The following is a 978-nucleotide window of genomic DNA, read 5'->3' on the forward strand; positions in this document are numbered from 1 at the left end:
AAGCCGGCTCCCACAGGTGCACCGCCGCCCCTGAGGCATGTGCAATCCCTGTGGGAGCCGGCTTGCCGGCGATAGGGCCAGTACTACCAACGCACCATGCAGTGGCAGGTCAAAGACTCATGGCGCTATGCTGGGGCAATTTCCAGCAAGAGCTTCTACCCGCATTCCATGTCCCAAGTGATCCTCAAGACCCCCGCCCAACTCGCCCTGATGCGTAACGCCGGGCAGCTATTGACCCGAGTATTCGCCGACCTCGACAGCTTCATCCGACCCGGCGTGACCACGATGCAGATCAACGACCGCGCCGAGGCGTTCATCGTCGATACGCTCAAGGCCCGCCCGGCGAGCAAGGGCCAGTACGGCTTCCCCTACTCGCTCAACACCTCGGTGGACCATGTGGTTTGCCACGGCATGCCCAAGGTCGATGAAGTGTTGCAGGAAGGCTCGATCATCAATGTCGACATCACCCTGGAACAAGGTGGTTACATCGCCGATTCGTCGAAGATGTACGCGATCGGGCCGATCAGCGACGAGGCCCGGCGCCTGGTCGACACCACCTACGACGCGCTGTGGAAAGGCATCGCCCAGGTGCGCCCTGGCGCGACGCTGGGCGACATTGGTCATGCCATCCAGGCCCATGCCGAAGCGGCAGGCTACAGCGTGGTGCGCGAGTATTGCGGGCATGGCATTGGCCAGCAGATGCACGAAGGCCCCGAGGTGCTCCACTTTGGCCAGCGCGGCATGGGCATGAAGCTGAAACCGGGGATGGTGTTCACCATCGAGCCGATGATCAACCAGGGCGGCCGAGGGACACGGACGTTGCGCGACGGTTGGACGGTGATTACCCGCGACCACTGCTTGTCGGCGCAGTGGGAGCATACGGTGGCGGTGACCGAGGATGGGGTCGAGGTGCTGACGTTGCGGGATGAAGAGCGTAACCGCTGAGATTGGCGGGGCTGCTTTGCAGCCCAATCGCCG

At 63.1% G+C, this 978-nt stretch carries 1 protein-coding gene; it reads left to right on the plus strand.

Translation table 11 applies throughout. The annotated features are described in order from the left end of the window. The first annotated feature begins 168 nt into the window (after nucleotides 1-168). Nucleotides 169-945: a type I methionyl aminopeptidase gene (gene map / locus PMI38_RS21170; protein ID WP_443216398.1), complete on the plus strand. Its 777-nt coding sequence runs from the start codon at nucleotides 169-171 to the stop codon at nucleotides 943-945. Nucleotides 946-978 lie beyond the last annotated feature (33 nt).

The sequence above is a fragment of the Pseudomonas sp. GM84 genome (assembly GCF_000282535.1).
Classification (GTDB): domain Bacteria; phylum Pseudomonadota; class Gammaproteobacteria; order Pseudomonadales; family Pseudomonadaceae; genus Aquipseudomonas.

Coding starts and splice junctions, on each gene's coding strand:
- map (WP_443216398.1), top strand. CDS start 169: ATGTCCCAAGTGATCCTCAAGACCCCCGCCCAACTCGCCCTGATGCGT.